The following is a 21,112-nucleotide window of genomic DNA, read 5'->3' as shown; positions in this document are numbered from 1 at the left end:
CATCAGGAGAAGTCCTTTGGCTGAAATCATCGTAGTCACCTCCGGCAAGGGCGGCGTCGGCAAGACCACTTCCAGCGCGAGCCTGGCCTGCGGCCTGGCGCGGCGCGGCAAGAAGGTGGCGGTGATCGACTTCGACGTCGGCCTGCGCAACCTCGACCTGATCATGGGCTGCGAACGCCGCGTGGTGTATGACTTCGTCAACGTCGTGCACGGCGAAGCCACCCTCAAGCAGGCCCTGATCAAGGACAAGCGCTTTGACAACCTGTACGTGCTGGCCGCCTCGCAGACCCGCGACAAGGACGCACTGACCCAGGAAGGCGTGGGCAAGGTCCTGAAGGACCTGGCCGCCGACGGTTTCGACTACATCATCTGCGACTCCCCGGCCGGCATCGAGAAGGGTGCCTTCCTGGCGATGTATTTCGCCGACCGCGCGGTGGTGGTGGTGAACCCGGAAGTGTCGTCGGTGCGCGACTCCGACCGCATCATCGGCCTGCTCGACTCGAAGACCCACAAGGCCGAATCCGGCCAGGACGTGCCGGCCTTCCTGCTGCTGACCCGCTACACCCCGGTGCGCGTGGAAAGCGGCGAGATGCTGAGCATCGCCGACGTCGAGGAAGTGCTCGGCCTGAAGGCGATCGGCGTGATTCCGGAGTCGGGCGACGTGCTCAACGCCTCCAACAAGGGCGAGCCGGTCATCCTGGATGTCGAATCCGCTGCCGGCCAGGCCTATGAAGACGCCGTCGCGCGCATCCTCGGCGAAGAACGCCCGATGCGCTTCACCAACGTCGAGAAGAAGGGCTTCTTCAGCAAGCTGTTCGGAGGGTAAGCATGGGCCTGTTTGATTTCCTCAAAGCGAAGAAGACCACCGCCGAAACCGCCAAGAACCGCCTGCAGATCATCATCGCGCAGGAACGCAGCCACCGCGGTGGCCCGGACTACCTGCCGCTGCTGCAGCGCGAGCTGCTGGAAGTGATCAAGAAGTACGTGAACATCGACGTCGATGCGGTGAAGGTCGACCTGGTGAAGGATGGCCAGCACGACGTGCTGGACATTTCCGTGGCGCTGCCCGAAGGCCCGGACAAACCCTGATCCCCTGCCCCGCCCGTGCCTGCATGGGCGGGGCTGCCTGACCCGCATGACCGATACGACAACCGCCGTGGACATCACCTGCGTGGGCGACATCGCCTTCGCCGACGCGCAGCGCCTGCTCGCCGCGCATGGCCTTCGGCTGCACCACGTGGCGCCCGGCGAACCGATTCCCGGCAGTTACTGGGGCGAACCAGAGGCCGGCATCATCGCCAGCAACGTGTACGTGCGCGATGACACGCCCGTGCACTCCATGCTGCATGAGGCCTGCCACCTGATCGTACTGCCACCGGAGCGGCGTGCGCGGGTGCATACCGATGCCACCGACTCGGTGGCCGAGGAAGACGCGACCTGCTACCTGCAGATCGTGCTGGCCGGGCAGCTGCCCGGTGTCGGCAGCCAGCGGCTGATGGCCGACATGGATGCTTGGGGGTATACGTATCGGCTGGGATCCACGAAGGCGTGGTTCGAGCAGGACGCCGAGGACGCGAAGGCGTGGTTGATCGAACGCGGATTGCTGCAGGCGGCGTAACCGCCGCTGGTGGGTGCGGACCTTGGTACGCACCATTCACGCATGGCGTGGATCTACTGTAGAGCCGAGCCCATGCTCGGCTGCTCTTCGCTGTCACCTGCACAAATACAGATGCAGCCGAGCGCGGGCTCGGCTCTACAGGATCTGCCCCATCGCCCCGTGCACAATCAGCCCTGCCCGGCCAGCGTCCGCAAGGTAATGCCGACGATGTAGGCCAGGTACGTGCCGGTGGCAAAACCCATCGTTCCCAGCAGCACGCCGACCGGCGCCAGGGCCGGATGGAACGCCGCGGCCACCACCGGCGCCGAGGCTGGGCCACCAATGTTCGACTGCGAACCGATGGCGAAATAGAAGAACGGCACCTTCAGCAGCTTGCCCAGGCACCACAGCAGCACGATGTGCACGCTGATCCAGATGATGCCCAGCAGGAACAGCCACGGGCGATCCAGCAGCGCCAGCAGATCCATCTGCATGCCGATGCAGGCGATCAGGAAGTACAGCAGCAGCGAGCCCAGGCGCGATGCGCCCGCACCTTCCAGGTTGCGCGCACGGGTGAAACTGAGGCTGAGGCCGAGCGTGGTCGACAGCACCACCACCCACACGAACGGCGCGTCCAGGCTGAACTGCGCAGCCCAGCTGACATTCGCCTTGAACCACGCCGCCAGCGGTGCGCCAATGGCGTGAGCCAGGCCGACACCGCCGAAGGCCACCGCCACGATCAGCATCAGGTCGGTGAGGCTGGGAATGCGCTCGTGTTCGGCCTGGAAGCGCGCAATGCGCTCCTTCAGCTCATCGATGGCCGAGGTATCGGCACCACTGCGCGCGTCGATCTTCGCCGCGCGCCCGGCCAGGAAGATCAGCGCGGCCATCCATACGTAGCCGACCCCCACGTCGACCACCGCGAACTGTCCGAAGGTGGTCGCATTGACGTCGAACACTTCACGCATCGCCAGCATGTTGGCGCCGCCACCGATCCAGCTGCCGGCCAGCGCGGCCATGCCGGCCCAGGTGTCGCCGGCCACGGTTTCCGGATGCACGGCACGCATCAGCAGGAACGCCACCACCGCACCGAGCATGATGCTGGCCGAGGCCCCCAGGTACATCAGCACCAGCTTCGGGCCGAGCCGCAGGATGCCCTTGATGTCGACCGCAAGGGTCAGCAGGATCAGCGCCGCCGGCAGCAGGATGTCGCGCGCGATCGGGTTGTAGAGCCGGGTGTTCTGCCCGTCGATCAGGCCGACGGTGTTGTAGATGCCGGGAATCAGGTAGCACAGCAGCAGTGCCGGCACGAAGGTGTAGACGCGCTTCCACAGGCCCTGCTCCCGCGAGGCGGTCCAGAACACGGCGCCAAGGGTGGCGGCGATCAAACCGAAGACGACGATGTCGTTCTGGATCATGCAGGGGCTCTTGTAGAGCCGAGCCATGCTCGGCTGCTGTTGGCAAAGGTGTGCCGACCAACGGTCGGCACCCACCGGCGGGAACATCGGCACCCACCGGCGGAGACAAAAGCGCCGCCTCGAAGGGCGGCGCTGCAATCATCAATTGCCGATGTGCTGCTTCAGCCAGGCATTGACGGTGTCATGCCACAGGATGCTGTTGTTCGGCTTCAGCACCCAGTGGTTTTCATCCGGGAAGTACAGGAACTTCGATTCGATGCCCTGGCGCTGGGCGGCGGTGAATGCGGCCAGGCCCTGCTCGACCGGAATGCGGAAGTCCTGCTGGCCGTGGATGACCAGGATCGGCTTCTTCCAGTCCGCCACGTGGTTGACCGGGTTGAACTTCTCGTAGTTGGCGGCCTTCTGGTACGGCGTGCCGCCCTGTTCCCACTCGGTGAACCACAGTTCTTCGGTGGCGTAGCCCATCATGCGCTGGTCGAACACGCCGTCGTGGTTGACCAGGCACTTGAACGGGCCGTTCCAGTTGCCGGCGATCCAGTTGACCATGAAGCCGCCGTAGCTGGCGCCCAGCGCGCAGGCCTTGTCACCGTTGAGGAAGGCGTACTTCTTCAGCGCCGCATCCCAGCCCTTCTGCAGGTCTTCCAGCGGGCGGTCGCCCCAGTGCTGGCTGATCGCATCGGTGAATGCCTGGCCATAGCCGGTGGAGCCGTGGAAGTCGATCATCACCACCGCGTAGCCCTGGCCCGCGTAGGTCTGCGGGTTCCAGCGGTAGCTCCAGCCATTGCCGAAGCTGCCCTGCGGGCCGCCGTGGATCAGGAACGCCACTGGATAGGACTTGCCTTCCTGGTAGTTGTGCGGCTTGACCACGTAGCCGTGCACGGTGTCGTTGTTCCAGCCCTTGAACTCGAACTGCTCGTAGTCGCCGAAGGACACGTCCTTCAGCACCTCGCCTGCGGCCGGGGTCAGCGCGCGCAGTTCGCCGATGGCTTCGCCCGCGGCCGGCAGCAGGCCGACCAGCACCTGGTCGTTGCTCTTCAGGCTGTTGCGGGTGATCGCCACGCTCTTGCCGGCCACGTCGACCGCGGTCACGCTGCCGTCGCCGATCAGCTTGGTGGCCTTGCCGCTGGCCACGTCGATCTGGAACAGCGGGTGTTCGCCGAGGTCATCGGCAGTGGTGTAGATGCTGGCGCCGTCGGCGGACAGGGTGATGCCACCGGCCGAACGATCCCACTGCGGGGCAATCTCGCGGGTCTTGCCGCTGGCAACGTCCATCGCCATCAGGCCGAAGCGGTCGGCCTCGAAGCCCGGGCGCTTCATCGCGCGGTAGAACAGCGTCTTGCCGTCGGCACTGAACACCGGGCCGGCATCCCAGGCCGGGTTGGAGGCCGTCAGGTTGACCGGCGCCTGCTTGCCGGCGGCGTCGAAGCGGTACAGGTCGAAGTTGGTCGACCACGGCTCCTGCTTGCCGGCCACGCGGATGCTGGCCACCACGCTGGCGCCGTCCGGCGACCAAACGAAGTCGTCATTGCCGCCGAATGGCTTGGACGGCGCATCACCATCGATGGTCGCGCTCAGCGCCGAAGCGCCCTTGACCGCACCGGCCTTGGCTGCCGGCAGCGGAGCGACGAACAGGGTGTTGCGGCGACCGTCGTTCCAGGTGTCCCAATGGCGCACGAACAGCGAATCCCACACCTGGCCGCTGGCCTTGGCGTCCTTCTTTTCCTTCAGCTTCTTCTCGGTGCAGGCCAGGTCCGAGGCGCACGCCTGGAACACGCCGGCGCTGAACAACACGCGGTCGTCCTGCGGCGACACACGGTAGCTGTCCACGTCGACCGGGAAGTCGGTCAGCTGGCGCGGGGTGCCGCCGCTGATCGGCTGCGCGTACAGCTGCTGGCTGCCGTTCCTGGCACTGAGGAAATACACGGTCTGGCCATCGGCCGACAGCGAAGCGGAATTGACGTTCCAGCCGGCCGGGGTGATCTGCTTCGGCGGCGCTGCGTCGCGGGTGCGCAGGTTGCGCGCGAACAGCGCCGTGGAGGCCTTCAGGTTGGCGTCCACGCTGCGCTTGGCGAACACCACGGTGCCGCCGTCAGCGGTCAGTACCGGCGCGGAGACGCGGTCCATGGCCACCATGTCGCGGACTTCCAGGCCGCGGGCAGCGGCGACGCTGGGCAGGGCGGCCAGCAGGCTCAGTGGCAGCAGGGCATGACGCAGTTTCATCGGGGTCTCCGCAGGACGGCAAAAAACCGATGGTAGGCCCGCATGGCCGGGGCTGCCAAGGCCATCGGTCATGGCTGCAGGCGGGCAATCGCCAGAAACAGCAAACCCCGCCGAAGCGGGGTTTTGCGGTAGTGCCGGCCGCTGGCCGGCAACACCAAGGCCCTTGGAGGTTCCGTGGTTGCTGGCCAGCGGCCGGCACTACCCGTTGAACCCAGGGTCAGAGCCCGCCCCTTACGCCTTGGCGTACTTGCCGGTGCGGTAGATCAGCCAGCCGACCAGGAACAGCACGGCCAGGCCGATCCACTGTGCGCCCGGCAGGTGGAACGGCACCGCCAGCACGTCGGCACGGCTGCTGATCACGATCGGAATCGCGATGGCGATGCCCATCAGTGCCTCACCGGTGATCAGGCCGGCGGCAAACAGCACGCCCGGCTTGTGCACGCGGTCGCGGCCTTCTTCGTCATCGGCGCGCACCTTGTGGAAGCGCTCGACCAGATGGGCGATCAGGCCGCCGAGGAAGATCGGCACCATCAGTTCCAGCGGCAGGTAGATGCCGATGGCGGCGGCCAGCACCGGCACGCGGAAGCGCGCGTTGCGCGACTTCAGCCAGCTGTCGAAGGCGATGATGGCAGCACCGACCACAGCACCGATGCCGATGAAGGTCCACGGCAGTTCACCACCGAACAGGCCCTTGGCCACCGAGGCCATCAGGTTGGCCTGCGGCGCAGCCAGCGCGTTCGGGTGCAGCTCGGACTTCACGCCGATGCCGTAGGCAGTGGCCAGCAGGTTCAGTACCGGGGCCATGATCAGCGCGCACGAGAACGCACCGATGCCCAGCATCAGCTGCTGCTTCCACGGGGTGGCACCGACGATGTAACCGGCCTTGAGGTCCTGCAGGTTGTCACCACCGACCGCAGCGGCGCAGCACACCACCGCGCCGATCATGATCGCGGCCACCGCACCCAGCGGCGCACCGCCGGCACCGACCGGCTTGAGGCCGTCAGCGCCCAGCAGCACGACCAGCACGGCCGAGGCGAACAGGATGGTGGAGATGGTGATGCCCGAGACCGGGTTGTTGGACGAACCGATCAGGCCGGCCAGGTAGGCCGAGACCGAGACGAACAGGAAGCCGGCGACGATCATGATGAGGGTCATCGGGATCGACACGTGCCACTGGCCGACGATGGCCTGATACAGGGCCAGCAGCGGCAGCACGAACGCCACCAGGGCGACCAGCATCCACTTCATCGGCAGGTCGCGCTCGGTATGCGCCAGCACCGGGCCGCCACTCTTGCGGGCCGCGGCGAAGCCGCTCCTGACGCCGTTGAGCAGCGACTTGCGCAGCGAGATCAGGGTCCAGATGCCACCGATCAGCATCGCACCAACGCCCAGGTAGCGCATCTTCGCGCCCCAGATGGCGAACGCGGCCTCGGTGGAGGAAGCCGCGGCAACCGACGCGGCCAATGCCGGATCGGTGTTCATGAAGAACGCCTGGTAGATCGGAATGGCGATGTGCCAGGTCAGGATCGAGCCGGACACCACCACGATGCCGACGTTGAGGCCGACGATGTAGCCCACGCCCAGCAGTGCAGGCGACAGGTTGGTGCCGATGAAGGCGGTGACCTTGGAGCTGCCGACATAGGCCGAGGTGGCCCAGGCGTCCGGGATCAGGCGCATGCCGCTTTCCGCAGCCAGCTTGACGAAGGCGCCGATCACCGCCGACAGGCCGAGGATCTTCAGGCCCGGACCCGGGTTCTCACCGGCCTTGAGCACTTCCGCCGCCGCCTTGCCTTCCGGGAACGGCAGCGGGTCTTCAACGATCATCGAACGGCGCAGCGGCACCGAGAACAGCACGCCCAGCAGGCCGCCCAGGCCGGCGATGCCCAGCACCCACCAGTACTTGAAGTCCGGCCAGTAGCCCATGATCACCAGCGCGGGGATGGTGAAGATCACACCGGCGGCGATCGATGAACCGGCCGAGGCGCCGGTCTGCACGATGTTGTTTTCAAGGATGGAGCCACCGCCCAGCAGGCGCAGCACGCCCATGGAAATCACCGCGGCGGGAATGGCGGTGGCGATGGTCAGGCCTGCGAACAGGCCGAGGTAGGCGTTGGCGGCCGACAGCACCACCGCCAGCACGATGGCCAGGGCCACTGCGCGGAAGGTGAGCTGCTTGGGCGCAGCGTCGTGGTTCATGGAAGCCCCTGCTGGCAAAAAATCCCTTGCACGCTAGCGTTCAGGGCAGATCAAGTCCAGCGTGCCAAAGGATGGGGGCGTGCGCTGCAGCGCAACGGGCCAACACGTGGCCCGGCAATCGACCGACCCGGCAAAGTCCGGATGGGCGTATCGCAAATGATATGTTATATCTTAATGCTACCTTGTTCTTACTGCATCGCATGCCCCCTTCCCCCTCCCCTCGCCTGGCCTCCATCGACCAGCTGCGCGGCACCGTCATGTTGTTGATGCTGCTCGACCACGTGCGCGAGACCTTCTTCCTGCAGCACCAGGTGAGCGACCCGATGGATGCAGCGACAGTCTCTCCTGCGCTGTTCGCCTGCCGTCTGCTGGCCCACCTGTGCGCACCCGTGTTCGTCCTCTTGACCGGCCTGTCGGCCTGGCTGTACGGCCAGCGCCAGGCGGATCCGCGCCGGGCCACGGCCGCGTTCCTGCTCAAGCGCGGGCTGTTCCTGGTGGTGCTGGAACTGACCCTGGTGAACTTCGCCTGGACCTTCCAGCTGCCGCCGGACACGCTGTACCTGCAGGTGATCTGGGCCATCGGACTGAGCATGATCGCGCTGGCCGGCCTGCTGTGGCTGCCACGCCCGGCGCTGATGATGCTGGCAATCGCGGTGGTGGCCGGGCACAACCTGTTCGACGGCATGCGGGTGCAAGGCAATGGCCTGCTGGCGGTGCTGTGGAAAGTGCTGCATCAGCGCGACTGGATCGAGACTGGCGCGCTGCGCCTGCGTACCTCCTATCCGGTGCTGCCGTGGATCGGGGTGATCGCACTGGGTTATCTGATGGGGCCCTGGTTCGCCCGCGAGCGCGCGCCGGAGCAGCGCCAGCGCTGGCTGCTGTGGACAGGCGTCGGCGCGCTGGCCCTGTTCGCATTGCTGCGGTTCGCCAACCAGTACGGGGACGCCCCCTGGTCGTACCAGACCACTACGCTACGCACGTGGTTGAGCATCTTCAATGTCACCAAATACCCGCCGTCCTTGCAGTTCCTGCTGCTGACCTTGGGGGTGGGAATGTTGCTGCTGCGGCTGTACGAATGGCCGCCGCTGGCGCGGGCACTGCAGCCGCTGGCCGATATCGGCGCTGCGCCGATGTTCTTCTACCTGCTGCACCTGTATGTGCTGAAGGGGCTGTACCTGGGCGCGCTGGCAATCTGGGGCCCGACACACGGTGACCTGTACGCGCTGGATTCGGTCGCCGGCCTGCTGCTGGTGGCCTGTGTGCTGGCGGTGGTGCTGTACCCGCCGACGCGGGCCTTCGCGCGGTTCAAAGCGCGAAGGCGCGATCTGCGGTGGTTGCGATACCTGTGATCGCCCAGGCCAGCCCGGCAATCCACGCATGGCGTGGATCTAATGAAAGCGGATCAGGCCACAAGCCTATAATTCCGCGATGAATTCCACCGCTATCGCTTCCGACGATTTCCTGGGCCATCCCAAGGGCGTCTACGTCTGCTTCTTCACTGAAATGTGGGAGCGCTTCTCCTTCTACGGCATGAAGGCGCTGCTGCTGCTGTACCTGACCAAGTACCACCTGTTCGGCGACAAGGCCGGCCTGGACCTGCTCGGTGCCTATGGCGGCCTGGTGTACTGCATCCCGGTGTTCGGTGGCATGCTGGCCGACCGCTGGCTGGGCATGCGCCGGGCAGTGCTGTTCGGCGGCATCCTGCTGGTGCTCGGCCACCTCGGCATGGCCTTCGAGGGCCACGCCGCGTACCGGGTGAACGGCGAAGTGGTGCGCGACACCTCCGCACTGGCGGTGACCTACCTGTCCCTGGCGCTGATCATCATGGGCGTCGGCTTCCTGAAGCCGAACATCTCCACCATCGTCGGCAAGCTGTACGCCAAGGACGACCCCCGTCGCGACTCGGGCTTCTCGCTGTTCTACGCCGGCATCAACCTCGGCGCGCTGTTCTCTTCGCTGGTGTGTGGCTTCCTCGGTGAGGCCTATGGCTGGAAGTATGGGTTCGGTGCTGCCGGCATCGGCATGCTGGCCGGCCTGGCGATGTTCCTGTGGGGCCAGAAGTACCTGCAGGGCCATGCCGAACCGCCGCAGCCGGCCGCGCTGAAGCAGAAGGTGCTGGGACTGCCGCGCGAATGGCTGATCTACCTGTGCGCGGTGCTGGGTGTGCTGCCGGTCGCCTGGCTGATGTGGGCTGCCGGCAACGGCGCGTTCGCGCTGGGCGGAGAAATCAGCCTGGCGCTGATGCTGATGCTGGTGGTGCTGGGCGGCGTGCTGGTCTGGTTCGCCTGGTTCACCGGCACGAAATGCACGCCGGTGCAGCGCCAGCAGATGATCGCGCTGATGGTTCTGATCTTCCTGGCGCTGGTGTTCTTCACCATGTACGAGCAGTCCTACGGCTCGTGGGTGACCTTCACCGACCGCCTGTTGACCAAGGACATCGTGCCCTCGCTGGTGATCACCGGCGGCACGCCGCTGCCGTGGTCGATCCTCTCGCTGCTGCTGGCACCGCTGGGCTTCGTGATCAGCGCGCGGCTGTCCGAGCGCCGCCCGGGCTCGTCTGCACCGCGCACGTTCTTCGCCGCCATCGTCGTGCTGATGCTGGTGCTGCTGGTGCGCGACTGCCTGGTGATCCCGCAGACCGCCGGCTCGCTCACCTATCTCGGCGGCCTGTTCCTGGTGCTGCTGGCGCCGGTCTTCGCCGCGCTGTGGACGTGGATGGACCGCCGCGGCTGGGAGCCGGGCAAGCCGGTGAAGTCGGCCTGGGGCCTGGTGATCGGCGCACTGTCGTTCTTGCCGCTGGCACTGGCGGCGCAGCAGGTGGGCGCCACGGGCGAGATGGCCAGCGTGTGGTGGCTGGTGCTGGCCTACTTCCTGCTCGCCAGCGGCGAGATGTGCCTGTCGCCGGTCGGCCTGTCGGCAGTGACACAGCTGGCCGTGCCGCGGGTGATGAGCCTGATGATGGGCACCTGGTTCCTGGCCACCGCATTCTCGGAGACGCTGGCCGCGCTGTTCGGCAAGCTGGCCGCGATCGAGGTGCCGGAAGGCGAATCGCTGGACATGGTGGCCGCAGCCGGCGCCTATGCGCACCTGTTCTGGCTGCTGATGTGGATCGGCCTGGGTTGCGCACTGGCGGCCTTCATCGCCGCACCGCTGCTGAAGAAGATGATGCACGGGGTGAAGTAAACCCCGCGCTTGCGGAAAACCAGGGCGGCGGAACGTTCATCCGCCGCCCTGTCAGCTCAGGGCGCCTTGTCCTTGCCGGTCGCGGGCGCGGCCGTCGCGGTCTTGCCACCCAGGCTGCGCGCCAGGAAGGCCAGCAACTTGTCGTAGTACTCGCTGCGATGGGCCTCGGTGTAGAAGCCGTGGCCTTCGGTCTTGTAGTACAGGCTTTCCACCGGCGTGCCGGCGCGCTTGAGCGCCGCTTCCATGCGCTCGGTGTGCTGGATCGGCGCGCGCTTGTCTTCGCCACCGGCGGCCAGGAACACCGGCACCTTGATCCGTTCGGCCAGGTTCACCGGCGACACCGCACCCAGCTTGGCCGGATCCCCCAGCCATTCGCGCAGATAGGTCACGCCTGAACCCCGGTCCTGGATGTCGCCGCGGGTGTACATCATCGGCAGGTCGTAGACCCCGACATAGCCCGCCGCGCACTGATACAACCCGGGTTCGCGGGCGGCACCCATCATCGCCGAGTAGGCCCCGTAGCTGGCGCCGTAGATGCAGATGCGACGGCCGTCGGCGATGCCTTCGCTGATTGCCCAGCGGGTGGCATCGGTGACATCGTCCTGCATTGCCGCGCCCCACTGCTGCGCACCGGCCTGGGTGTGCGCCCGGCCGTAGTTGCCCGAACCACGGAAGTTGACCTGCAGCACGGCATAACCGGCCGCGGCCAGCATCTGCGTTTCGCGGTCGTACTGGCCGGAATCGAAGATGTCGAACGGGCCGCCATGCGGCATCACCACCATCGGCAGGTTGCGCCCGTCGCTGCCGGCCGGCAGGGTCAGGAAGCCATGCAGCGGCAGGCCGTCGCGCGCCTTCAGTGCAATCGGCTTCACGCTGGCACTACGGTCCACGTCGATCCAGTCGCTGCGGCTGATCAGGTGATCGGCCTTGCGCGCCACCGTGTCGTACACGTAGAAATCGCCCGGGTTCGAGCCCGACCAGGTTTCCACCAGCACGACACGGCCATCGCGGGTGCTGGAGGTGATGTAGACGGGCCCTCCGAAGGCGGCTTCCAGGCTGCGGTACAGGCGCGCCTCCGGCGACTTCTCGTCGAAGAACCGGGTACGCGGCGTATCGCCCAGATACAGCGCGCCCACCGGCACGTGGGTGCCGGGCCGATGGATGATGCGATACGGATTGACCACCTCGTCGCGCAGCAGCGTGGCACGCTCGCCGGTCTGCGGATTCCAGCTGACGATCGCATCCGGGCCCTGGGCCTGCTCGACGTTGAGGTAGGCCAGGCTGTCATCGGCCGAGAAGCCGAGGGCGGTTTCGATGCGCTTGCTGACCGCCTCATCGTTGATCAGCTTCCAGGTGTCGCCGCTGCGTTCGCGGAAATACAGCTTGTTGATGTTGTCGCTGCCCGAGCCGTGCACGAAGCGGACCTCGCCGGCGCCATCGGTGGTGAATTCGCCGCGCCGTACCGGCGAAGATGCCACCCGCGCACGGCGGCCGGTGGTCACATCCATGCGATCGACGCGGGTGAACGGATCCTCGGCCAGCGGCCATACGGTCACCAGCACGTTGCGCTCGTCGCCCGGCAGGTCGTCGGCCAGGAAGGCGGCGACCGCCTCGACCTTCTTCGGCTGGATGCGGGTTCCCGGGCCGTTGCTCTCCACGCGGTAGCCCACCAGCAGTTCGCCGCGATTGCCGTTGGCATCGATGGCGTAGAGTTCGCCGGTGGGATTGGGCTGGTCGAGCGAGCCCCACTTCTGGGCCAGGCCGATCAACAGGCGCTCGTTGCTGACCCAGTCGAATTCCTGCGCGTGGTTGCGGCTGGGTGGCCGGAAACTGCCGACCATCTGCTTGTCCTTCAACCGCAGCACGGCGATCGCGGTGGCGTCCTCCATCGGCACCGTCGCCGCCACGTACTCGCCCCCCGGCGAGATCTTGATATCGGTGAAGGTCTCCCGGCGCAGGTACTGCGTCAGGTCCACCGCCCCCGCGCTGCCTGCGGCAACGCCCCCGATGACGGCCAGTGCGGCCGCCAGAATCGTCTTGTGCATCCTTCCCCTGCTCCTCTGGACACCTTGTCCTGGTGGCCGATTCTAGGCAGGGCCATGCCTTTCCCGCCAGAGCCGGAAAAGACGACGGCACCGTTGCCGGTGCCGTCGTTGCCACTACCTTGGAGAGAGAGTCAGGACGTGGGTTCGGGGGGCGTGCGCCGGGTCAGTGGACCCCGCGCACCGCCAACATGAGGGCCAGGATGCTGAGGATCACGGCGATGGTGCCGTCGAGCACGCGCCAGGTGCCGGGCTTGGTGAACAGCGGCGCCAGCAGGCGGGCCCCGAGGCCCTGCGCGGTCAGCCACAGGCAGCTGGCGGTGACCACACCGGCGGCGAAGGCCATGCGGGCGTTGCCGAAGTTCTCGGCGATCGAGCCGATCACCATCATGTCCAGCCAGAAGTGCGGATTGATCAGCGAGAAGCCGACCGCGGCCATCAGCACCGCGCGGCGGCTGCCGTCGTCGCTGTCAGCCTCGCCCATGCCACCGCCACCCGCGATCGCACGGCGTGCCGACTTCATCGCATACCAGGCCAGGAAGGCCACGCCGGTCCACAGCACGGCGCTGGTCAGCCACGGCAGCGCCGAGGTGAGCGTGCGCAGGCCGGCCACGCTGGCGAAGATGAAGATGGCATCGATGGCCGCGCAGGTGGCGACCACCGGCACGATGTGCTTGCGCAGGATGCCCTGGCGCAGAATGAAGGCGCTCTGGGCGCCGACCACGGCGAACAGGCCGATGCCGGTGGCTGCACCAGAGAACCAGGCACCGAGGCCGGTGCTGGCGGAGATGACCGAGAACATGGGATTCACTGCCTTGTATTGCTTGGGGGGACGGTGCCTCGCGAAGGCGGACAGCACCGGAACGGGCGCCATTGTCGCGCCGCAACATGAAAAAGACGAGCTAAACTTCCTAAATCAACATTAGCGGAGCTTAATTCGATGCGTATCGACCATGCCCAGCTGCGCGCCCTGGCCGCGGTGATCCGCGAAGGCAGCTTCGACCGCGCCGCACAGTCGTTGAATGTCACGCCCTCGGCCATCTCGCAGCGGGTCAAGGCACTGGAGGACCGGATCGGCCGCCTGCTGGTCAAGCGCGGCACGCCGGCCACCGCCACCGCCGAGGGGCAGCTGCTGGTGCAGCTGGCCGAGCAGACCGCCCTGCTCGAACACGATGCGCTGCACCGGATGGGCCTGGCCGATGAGGATCTGCCCCAGGCCAGCATCCCGGTGGCGGTGAACCACGACAGCCTGGAAACCTGGTTTCCGCAGGCGGCCCACCAGTTCGCGCAGAGCACCGGCACCACCTTGGACCTGCGTGTGGAAGACCAGGACCACACGGTGGAGCTGCTGCGCCAGGGCACGGTGCTGGGCGCAGTGACCACCCTGGACGAGCCGGTGCAGGGCTGCCAGATCCATGCGCTGGGCAGCATCCGCTATGCAGCGACCTGCACCCCCGAATTCCGCGAACGCCACTTCGCCAAGGGCGTGACCGCGCAGGCGCTGGCGCAAGCCCCGGTGCTGGTGTTCAACCGCAAGGACGAAATGCAGTCGCGCTTCGCCCGACGCATGGCCGGCGACGACCTGCCCAGCACCGCACCGACCTGGTGGATTCCCTCCACCCGGGCCTTCGTGCAGGCCAACCTCGGCGGACTGGGCTGGACCATGAACCCGCTGCCGCTGGTCAAGCGCCACCTGGACGCGGGCCGCCTGGTCTACGTGCGCCAGCGCGCGTGGGAAGACGTGCCGCTGTACTGGCAGCATTGGAAGGGCGACGTGCAGACCATGGCCCTGCTGACCCGCGCGGTGCTGGATGCCTCCTCCGCGCTGGTCCGGCGCAAGCGCTGAAAAGGGGACGGAGGGGATTAAGTCGTTCAAGACCCAAACGACATATCGGGCAAAGACGACTTAATCCCCTCCGTCCCCTTTTTTGCTCCATCCAATCTCCACGAAACCTCCACACCGGGTCCATGCGTGATGCGGATACTGGTCGGCCGATCACTGCAAGGATGCCCTGCATGCCTGTATTCGTCCGCGATGCGCGCCCCGAAGATGCCGCCGCCTGCATCGACCTGCGCGGGCGCACCCGCGAGAACGCCTTCAGTGCCGCCCAACTGGCGGAACTGGGCATCACCGAGGACAGCTGGGCGGCCGGCATCGCCCAAGGCGATTCGATCGGCCGCGTCGCCTGGGAGGGCGAGCGCATGGCCGGTTACTGCTTCGCCGACCGCGACAGCGGCGAGGTGCTGGTGCTGGCCCTGCTGCCGGACTACGAAGGCCGCGGCATCGGCCGCCAACTGCTGCAGGACGTGGTGAGCCTGACCCGCGATGCCGGCCACCGGCGGCTGTTCCTGGCCTGCTCGGCCGACCCGCGATCGCGCTCGCACGGCTTCTACCGCCGCCTGGGCTGGCGCCCGACCGGCGAGATCGACGACGCCGGAGACGAGATTCTGGAGCTGGTCTGATTGAAGGCGTCGCCAGGCATGACCTGGCGCTATGGGTGACGGGGCCGCGAAAGGTCGGATGCTGCGTTGCATCAAAAAAGGACCGGAACCGGTTAGAATCGCGCCAGGATGTTGCAAGGCGTTGTTTCTTCACGCCCTTTCCCTGCCCCACGCGCATCCTGACCCCTTCCCCTCCGCCAACGATCCCGCCCCCATGAAGAAATTTGGCAAGGCTCTTCTCGCCCTGCTCGTGCTGCTGTTGCTGGCCGCCGCGCTGTTCCTGTACTGGCCGCTGACCCAGCGCTCGGTGCCCGCCGCCAGCAACGACAAGCCCGTCGATGTTGTGCTGGTCGGCGCCGGCATCATGAGCATTACCCTGGCCACCTACCTGCAGGAACTGCAGCCGGACTGGAACATCCAGGTCTACGAACGCCTCGACGGCGTCGCCGGTGAAAGCTCCGACGGCTGGAACAACGCCGGCACCGGCCATTCGGCGTTCGCCGAACTGAACTACACCCCGGAACTGCCCGATGGCAGCATCGAGACCAAGCGCGCGGTCGGCATCGCCGAATCGTTCGAGGTCTCGCGCCAGTTCTGGTCGCACCAGGTCAAGCAAGGCCGGCTGAGCCAGCCCAGCGACTTCATCAACCCGACGCCGCACATGAGCTTCGTCTGGGGCGATGACAACATCGCCTACCTGCACAAGCGCCAGCAGGCGCTGGTGAAGAACCCGCTGTTCTACGGCATGCAGTACTCGGAAGATCCGGCACAGATCAAGCAGTGGGCGCCGCTGCTGATGGAAGGCCGCGACCCGAAGCAGAAGGTGGCCGCGACCTGGATGCCGCTGGGCACCGACGTCAATTTCGGCGTGATCACCCGCCAGCTGACCGCCGGCCTGCAGCGCAACCCGAACTTCAGCCTGCACCTGAACCATGAAGTGACCGCGCTGCGGCAGAACGCCGACAAGAGCTGGAACGTGACGGTGAAGGATCTCAAGGCCGGCACCGAAACCACCACCCACACCCGCTTCGTCTTCATCGGTGCCGGCGGCGCCGCGCTGAAGCTGCTGCAGATGTCCGGCATTCCGGAGTCGAAGGACTATGCCGGCTTCCCGGTCGGTGGCCAGTTCCTCGCCTTCCAGGGCCAGGACGTGACCTCGCGCCATGGCGTGAAAGCCTACGGCATGGCCGAAACCGGTTCGCCGCCGATGTCGGTGCCGCATCTGGACGCGCGCAAGCTGGATGGCAAGCCGGTGGTCCTGTTCGGGCCGTTCGCGCTGTACAGCACCAAGTTCCTCAAGCACGGCTCGTGGTGGGACCTGTATTCCTCGGTGACCCACAACAACGTTGGCCCGATGCTGGAAGTGGGCAAGGACAACCTGGACCTGGTGCAGTACCTGATGGGCCAGGCGCGCCTGAACGATGCCGACCGCCAGGCCGAACTGGTCAAGTACTTCCCCAATGCCAAGCCGGGTGACTGGAAGCTGGTGACCGCCGGCCAGCGCGTGCAGATCATCAAGCGTGACCCGCTGAAGGGCCCGGTGCTGCAGTTCGGTACCGAGATCGTGACCGACAAGGACCACACCCTCGCCGCCCTGCTCGGCGCCTCGCCGGGTGCGTCGACCTCGCCGCCGATCATGCTGGACCTGATGGCCAAGGCCTTCCCGGAGCAGATGAAGGCCGGCTGGGAAACCCGCCTGCGCGAGATCGTGCCGTCGTATGGGCGCAAGCTCAACGACAGCCCCGCGCTGGTGAACGAGATCCGTACGCTGACCAGCCAGACCCTGCACCTGCCGTACCTGGAAGTGCCGGTGGATGCCAACGCGGCGGTGCCTGCACCGGCCGCAATTCCGGCTCCGGTCAAGGAAAAGCGCAACGCCAACGAGGAACTGCAGGCGCTGTAAGCCCGCGCCTTCCTTCGATGCAGACGGACGGCCACCTTCGGGTGGCCGTTCGTTTTTGGGGCGGCTCCCTGCTGTAGAGCCGAGCCCAATCTCGGCGCCAGCCAAAAGCAGCCGAGCATGGGCTCGGCTCTACAGAAGGCGATGCCTGGTGCCGGAAAGCCGATGCACGATGACGCGAATTGTAATGTTGTTAAGAATTATTTACATTTGCACCCCGCGCAGTGACCTCGCGCCTTAGCAGACGGACCTGACCGTGCCCGAAGCCGCCGCCCCGGGTGCTGGACGACTGTTGCCGCCCTTCCCCCGTTTCCAAGCTTCGAGCCCACCATGTCCACGCCTCTCCGTAACCGCCTGCCCCGCCGCGCGCTGCTGCCGGCTGCCCTGCTTTCGTCGTTGACCCTGCTGGCCGCGCCCAGCGTGTTCGCCGCCACAGATGGCGCTGCCGACGCCAAGACCCTGGACCGTGTCAGTGTGCGTGCCGAGCAGTCCGCTCCGCCATCCAGCACCACCCGCCTGCCGATCACGCTGCAGGAAACCCCGCAGTCGGCCACCGCGATCAGCCTGCAGCGCCTGCAGGACGAATCACTGTTCAGCATCAACGATGTGATGCGCAACGTGACCGGCGTCAGCGTGTCCTTCTATGACACGCAGCGCCCGCTGTACTACGCGCGTGGCTTCGCCATCACCGACTTCCAGGTCGACGGCATTCCCACCTACAGCGGCTCCACCAACCAGGAATACGACACCGCCTTCTACGACCGCATCGAAGTGATCCGCGGTGCCAACGGCCTGCTCAGCGGCGCCGGCGTGCCGTCGGCCACGGTCAACCTGCTGCGCAAGCGCCCCGGCAAGGAATTCGACGCGTCGTTCGCGGTCAGTGCCGGCAGCTGGGACTACCGCCGGATGGAAGCCGACGTCACCGCGCCGCTGACCGCCGACGGCCGCTTCCGCAGCCGCGTGGTCGCCGCCTACACCGACCGCGGGCTGTACTACGACCGTTACGACGAGAACAAGATGGCCGGCATGGCGGTGCTGGAAGGCGATGTCACCGACAGCACCACGCTCGCCCTCGGCTACCAGACCCAGGACAACAACCCGACCGGCTCCACCTGGGGCACGGTGCCGTTCTTCGACAACCAGGGCAACTTCGCCCACCTGCCGCGTTCGACCAACCTGTCGCCGAAGTGGAGCTACTGGAAGCGCGAGAGCAACACCGCGTTCGCCAACCTGGAACAGCGCTTCGGCGACAACTGGCTGCTGAAGATCAACACCGCCTACACCCGTGGCAACGTGCAGAACGTGCGCCTGTACGGCACCGGCAACCCAGACCCGGTGACCGGCTCGGGCATCTACCTGCGTGCCGCCGCCGGTGATTCCAAGGACACCCGCCGCAATGTCGATGCCTACCTGTCCGGCAGCTTCGACCTGTTCGGCCGCGAGCACGACCTCACCGTTGGCGCGCAGTGGTCGGACCTGGAAGGGACCACGAACACCGTGGCGCTGAACTTCCCGGGCGACTGGGCAACGTGTGTCAGCGCCACGGGTGCACGCGAGCGCTGCTACTACATCCCCAACGTATACAGCTGGAACGGCGACATCTCCGAGGTGACCTACCGCCGCACCGGCGCGCGCCGCGTGGCCAAGACCACGCAGAGTGGCGTCTATCTGGCCACCCGCCTGCACCTGGCCGATCCGCTGTCGCTGATCGCCGGTGCACGCCTGAGCCGCTGGGAAACCCTCACCCGCTCCTACAACGCCGCCGGCGCCTATACCGGCACCAGCGGTGCGTACAAGGTGAGTGATGAAGTCACTCCGTACGTGGGCCTGGTCTACGAGATCACCCCAAACGTGTCGGCCTATGCCAGCTACACCGAGATCTTCAATCCGCAGAACTACAAGGACCGCAACGAGAACCTGCTGGCGCCGGTGCAGGGCTCGAACCTGGAAGCGGGCCTCAAGACGCAGTGGTTCGATGGCCGCCTGACCGCAAATGCCGCTGTGTTCGAGGCCAAGCAGGACAACTACGCGGTGCGTGACATGGGCGTGCCGGAGGGTTCGCTTAGCGACGGCAGCTCGGCCTACATCGGCGTCAACGGCACCAAGGCGCGTGGCTGGGAGATGGATATCAACGGCGAAATCCTGCCGGGCTGGACGGTCAATGCCGGCTACACCCACGTCAAGGTCATCCGCGCCGCCACCGACCTGCTGTACGCCAACCCGCCCAAGGACCTGCTGCAGCTCAACACGCAACTGCAGCTGCGCGGTGCGCTGGAACGCCTGAGCATCGGCGGTGGCCTGCAGTGGCAGAGCAAGGTGCAGGGCTACAACATCGCCTACCCGCTGGGCGGCACGGTGACGGTGAACCAGCCGGCGTATTCGCTGGTGCAGTTCAACGCCAACTACCGCATCAGCGACAACTGGACCGCGACGCTGAGCGTGCGCAACGCGCTGGACAAGACCTACTGGGCCAACCTGGACTACAACAACTTCGGCGAGCCGCGCTTCGTGTCGGCCAGCCTGCGCTGGAAGTTCTGAGGCAGGCAGGGGTTGCCGGGCTGTGCCCGGCACCTTGTAGCGTCGAGCCATGCTCGACTGCTTCTCGATCAGGCGTCGCGGCTTTGGAACGAAGGGCAGTCGAGCATGGCTCGACGCTACAGAGACCTCAATCGCCGCAGCTGCCGCCGTCCCCCCCACCGCCATCACTGCTGCAGTCGGAGCTGCTGTGGCTGTGATGGCTGTGGCTGTCACCTGAGTAGCCACCTGAGCTGTCGTAGCTTGCGCCGCCATCCCCCCGGCTGCCCGAGCCATCGGCCGTGGCCACCGCCAGGCACAGGATGGCGCCGACCAGCGGCAGCAGCCAGACCAGCAGCAGCTGCACCGTGCGACCGCCCGCCGACACCTCTTCGCGCCCCAGCACCACGAAGGTGGCGACGACGTTCAAGCCCAATACCAGGGCGACCAGGACCAGGGTTACCACCAGCATGGAGCAGCTCCTTGAGCAGGGGGGCATACCTACCGCGACTGATCCATTGGTTGCAGCGCGGCTTTTCCATCGAATTTCCGTTCGAATAAATATTCTGCGAGGCTATCGATAAATGTTGACCAGGCATTTTAGTCAGACCTGCAGGAATTCTACAAACCATCTTGCGCGAGCCGGACATCCTCCGGTTCGCTTAGCAATTCAAGGTGTCTTATATAGCAGCTGACCGCTCCCGACCTACTCCTTCTACACCTTTCTATCTCCATCTACTTCGGCCCATCACGCAGACTTCTGACAATCCTATTCCAGTAGCGCACAGCCTCAAAATGCTGCTCTCTCGTCAACCAGGCTTTGTTCTCAGGGCTGACCGGATCACCACCAACGATAACGGGTCTAAGCTCGAACAGCTCCATGCCTTTAGGGCGTGCGTGCTTATCCAGGCCAATCATTCTCGCTCTGCCAATTGCGCAAATAAATCCGGAAGGTCGGCCGCTACCAAGATGGCGTATTGACGATCCATGCCTATAAAAGGAATCATTACTACCGGCATAGCGACATCCCACATATCGAATCCATACGCTTCTCCTCCCCCGCTGGAGCCGAACAAAAATATACCGGGCGCATCCGTCTCGACTTCATATTCACGATTGAAATCAACCAGCTCTTCTGCCCTCCAAAAAATGATGTAGTTATCGCCGATGAATCCTTCGCCACCGTCGTGAGTCTTAAGGAATTCAAGGTAGCTCTTAGGGAGTGCCGTTCTCAATTCTTCTGGCAGGCTATCAATGGCCGAAAGTTGAGCTGGACCATTGAGCTGTCCTTCTGTTAGTTGATATTTCATCGCTATTTTCCTGAAACTCTCTGCAATTGTTTCCACCAAGGAGACACCTCCTGCCAATGAGCCAGGTGCGCTCTTCAAATACGGAAGTGCTGCCGTTCTCTGCATAGTAGGTGTCGGCAATGCAAAGTGGCACAGGCTCGTCATCGATGAAGATGGTTCGGAGTCTGGCAGGACAGCTCTCAAACGGTTCGAGTCGATACCCTACCTTGAAGGCGATGATATGCCCCCACCGGCGCCCCGGTTCGCCCTGCCCGTCATGAAGATGGGACAATGCAGGGCGCGCCGGCCTG

16 protein-coding genes are annotated in these 21,112 nt (G+C 65.7%); 9 read left to right on the top strand and 7 right to left on the bottom strand.

The features are described 5' to 3' along the window. Positions 1 to 16: 16 nt before the first annotated feature. From minD to RCF13_RS19675, 3 genes are read left to right on the top strand one after another with little or no spacing between them, the layout of a single operon-like run. A complete protein-coding gene (gene minD, locus RCF13_RS19685) occupies positions 17 to 826 on the top strand; it encodes a septum site-determining protein MinD (protein ID WP_006424120.1) in 810 nt (269 codons plus the stop codon). A gap of 2 nt (positions 827 to 828) precedes the next feature. Continuing rightward, positions 829 to 1,089 (top strand): cell division topological specificity factor MinE, encoded by a 261-nt coding sequence (gene minE, locus RCF13_RS19680; RefSeq protein WP_005408532.1) that lies wholly within the window; start codon positions 829 to 831, stop codon positions 1,087 to 1,089. 46 nt (positions 1,090 to 1,135) lie between these two features. Beyond that, the gene (locus RCF13_RS19675) at positions 1,136 to 1,618 is read left to right on the top strand and encodes a hypothetical protein (RefSeq protein WP_134968088.1); all 483 of its coding nucleotides are present in this window, start codon (positions 1,136 to 1,138) and stop codon (positions 1,616 to 1,618) included. Between the two features lie 167 nt (positions 1,619 to 1,785). Here RCF13_RS19675 and RCF13_RS19670 read toward each other — a convergent pair whose 3' ends face one another. From RCF13_RS19670 to RCF13_RS19660, 3 genes are all read right to left on the bottom strand, one after another. Next, positions 1,786 to 3,015, bottom strand: a complete 1,230-nt coding sequence (locus RCF13_RS19670; RefSeq protein WP_134968087.1) for a DUF819 family protein — start codon at positions 3,013 to 3,015, stop codon at positions 1,786 to 1,788. Positions 3,016 to 3,156: 141 nt separating this feature from the next. Continuing rightward, complete coding sequence (locus RCF13_RS19665) at positions 3,157 to 5,235, bottom strand: S9 family peptidase (RefSeq protein WP_134968086.1); 2,079 nt, start codon at positions 5,233 to 5,235, stop codon at positions 3,157 to 3,159. A 231-nt stretch (positions 5,236 to 5,466) separates the two neighbouring features. After that, a complete protein-coding gene (locus tag RCF13_RS19660; RefSeq protein WP_134968085.1) occupies positions 5,467 to 7,431 on the bottom strand; it encodes an oligopeptide transporter, OPT family in 1,965 nt (654 codons plus the stop codon). Between the two features lie 200 nt (positions 7,432 to 7,631). Between RCF13_RS19660 and RCF13_RS19655 the strand changes: the two genes are divergently transcribed. Both RCF13_RS19655 and RCF13_RS19650 read left to right on the top strand, forming a co-directional pair. Then, positions 7,632 to 8,780, top strand: coding sequence for a DUF1624 domain-containing protein (locus RCF13_RS19655; RefSeq protein ID WP_134968084.1), 1,149 nt, complete (start codon positions 7,632 to 7,634; stop codon positions 8,778 to 8,780). Between the two features lie 79 nt (positions 8,781 to 8,859). Further along, the gene (locus tag RCF13_RS19650) at positions 8,860 to 10,614 is read left to right on the top strand and encodes an oligopeptide:H+ symporter (RefSeq protein ID WP_231352603.1); all 1,755 of its coding nucleotides are present in this window, start codon (positions 8,860 to 8,862) and stop codon (positions 10,612 to 10,614) included. 56 nt (positions 10,615 to 10,670) lie between these two features. Here the strand turns inward: RCF13_RS19650 and RCF13_RS19645 are convergent, their stop codons facing one another. Continuing rightward, positions 10,671 to 12,659: a prolyl oligopeptidase family serine peptidase gene (locus RCF13_RS19645; protein ID WP_061480393.1), complete on the bottom strand. Its 1,989-nt coding sequence runs from the start codon at positions 12,657 to 12,659 to the stop codon at positions 10,671 to 10,673. 163 nt (positions 12,660 to 12,822) lie between these two features. Further along, complete coding sequence (locus RCF13_RS19640) at positions 12,823 to 13,458, bottom strand: LysE family transporter (RefSeq protein WP_049422777.1); 636 nt, start codon at positions 13,456 to 13,458, stop codon at positions 12,823 to 12,825. 138 nt (positions 13,459 to 13,596) lie between these two features. Here RCF13_RS19640 and RCF13_RS19635 point away from each other — a divergent pair, with 138 nt between their 5' ends. The 4 genes from RCF13_RS19635 (at position 13,597) to RCF13_RS19620 (ending at position 19,536) form a co-directional block, all read left to right on the top strand. Continuing rightward, the gene (locus tag RCF13_RS19635; protein WP_061480394.1) at positions 13,597 to 14,502 is read left to right on the top strand and encodes a LysR family transcriptional regulator ArgP; all 906 of its coding nucleotides are present in this window, start codon (positions 13,597 to 13,599) and stop codon (positions 14,500 to 14,502) included. A 170-nt stretch (positions 14,503 to 14,672) separates the two neighbouring features. Continuing rightward, positions 14,673 to 15,119, top strand: a complete 447-nt coding sequence (locus tag RCF13_RS19630; RefSeq protein ID WP_019336987.1) for a GNAT family N-acetyltransferase — start codon at positions 14,673 to 14,675, stop codon at positions 15,117 to 15,119. Positions 15,120 to 15,312: 193 nt separating this feature from the next. Then, on the top strand, positions 15,313 to 17,001 hold the full coding sequence (gene mqo, locus RCF13_RS19625) for a malate dehydrogenase (quinone) (RefSeq protein ID WP_231352602.1): 1,689 nt from the start codon (positions 15,313 to 15,315) through the stop codon (positions 16,999 to 17,001). 327 nt (positions 17,002 to 17,328) lie between these two features. Further along, the gene (locus RCF13_RS19620; RefSeq protein ID WP_134968083.1) at positions 17,329 to 19,536 is read left to right on the top strand and encodes a TonB-dependent siderophore receptor; all 2,208 of its coding nucleotides are present in this window, start codon (positions 17,329 to 17,331) and stop codon (positions 19,534 to 19,536) included. Between the two features lie 127 nt (positions 19,537 to 19,663). Here RCF13_RS19620 and RCF13_RS19615 read toward each other — a convergent pair whose 3' ends face one another. Beyond that, complete coding sequence (locus tag RCF13_RS19615; protein WP_061479173.1) at positions 19,664 to 19,984, bottom strand: hypothetical protein; 321 nt, start codon at positions 19,982 to 19,984, stop codon at positions 19,664 to 19,666. Between the two features lie 442 nt (positions 19,985 to 20,426). Next, positions 20,427 to 20,858, bottom strand: coding sequence for an SMI1/KNR4 family protein (locus tag RCF13_RS19610; protein ID WP_229298514.1), 432 nt, complete (start codon positions 20,856 to 20,858; stop codon positions 20,427 to 20,429). Positions 20,859 to 21,112 lie beyond the last annotated feature (254 nt).

The organism is Stenotrophomonas maltophilia group sp. RNC7, from assembly GCF_030910085.1.
Lineage (GTDB): Bacteria > Pseudomonadota > Gammaproteobacteria > Xanthomonadales > Xanthomonadaceae > Stenotrophomonas > Stenotrophomonas sepilia.
The sequence above is the reverse complement of the archived record's forward strand: the minus strand, read 5'-3'. Positions and strand labels throughout refer to the sequence as shown.